Origin of the sequence: Pedobacter sp. L105 (genome assembly GCF_009765875.1) — a bacterium.
In the GTDB taxonomy this organism is placed as follows: domain Bacteria; phylum Bacteroidota; class Bacteroidia; order Sphingobacteriales; family Sphingobacteriaceae; genus Pedobacter.
Map to the genome: position 1 here is coordinate 1 of NZ_LMUP01000026.1, position 1,163 is coordinate 1,163.

1 protein-coding gene is annotated in these 1,163 nt (G+C 45.3%); it reads left to right on the forward strand.

Going from position 1 to position 1,163, the window contains the following annotated elements; all coding sequences use genetic code 11:
• On the forward strand, nt 1-1,163 hold a 1,163-nt coding region (locus GSQ84_RS27790; RefSeq protein ID WP_158800654.1), incomplete at both ends, for a SusC/RagA family TonB-linked outer membrane protein.

The window sequence follows — 1,163 nt, forward strand, 5'->3', positions numbered from 1 at the left end:
AGTATCAGGAAAAGTAACTGACCAGACAGATGGAGGACCGCTGCCTGGAGTCACAGTTAGCTTAGAAGGCACTACCCGGGCTACTTTAACAGACAATACCGGGAAATTCACCATTACCGCGCCCGCAGGCGGAAAACTGATCTTTAGATTGATTGGCATGGCCTCTAAAACGGTTCAGGTAACCAGCGGCCCTATCAATGTAAGTTTAGCCACTGATACCAAAGCACTATCAGAAGTGGTGGTAGTAGGTTACGGTACACAAAAGAAAAGCGTTGTTACAGGCGCTATCTCTGGTGTTAAAGCTGCAGACCTTGACAATCAGCCGGTAACACGTGTTGAACAGGCTTTACAGGGAAGAACTTCTGGTTTAACCATTGCTGCTACTTCAGGATCACCTGGTGCTGCCGCAACTGTTCGTTTAAGGGGTTTCACATCCTTTGGCGGCAGTAACGACAAAAACGCACCTCTATGGGTAGTTGACGGAGTTGTTGTTGATAACGGTGGTATTGGCTATCTGAATCAATCTGACATCGAATCTATCGAGGTATTAAAAGATGCGGCATCAGCTGCAATCTATGGTGCACGTTCTGCATCAGGGGTTATTCTGGTAACCACTAAAAAAGGTAAAGAAGGCACAGTGAGGATCAATTACAGCATGTACTATGGTACTGCTAAACCAGCTAAAAGACTAGACCTGCTGGATGCTACACAATATGCAACAGTAATGAACGAATCGGCTATTGCTGCCGGTAGTGCTGCACCCTATCCAAATCCTTCGTCTTATGGTGTAGGTACCAACTGGCAGGATGTTGTTTTTAACAATGATGCCCGCAAACAAAACCATGAACTGAGCATGAGCGGTGGAAGTGAAAAATCCACGTATTATACTTCATTTGGTTACAGCGATATCAACGGTATCGTTGCCAGCCCTATTTCAACATGGAAACGCTTCAATGTAAGGTTAAACTCCACCACCAAACTGGCTAAATGGCTTACTTTCGGTGAAAACCTGGGTTATAGCTATACGAAAACCAATTCAGTAGGTGCTACAAACAGGGAGTTCGGCGGCCCTTTAAGTTCAGCGATCAACCTGAGCCCGCTTACTCCGGTTACAGTTTCAGATTTGAATACCATCACTGATCCGGCACAAAGATTATTATACA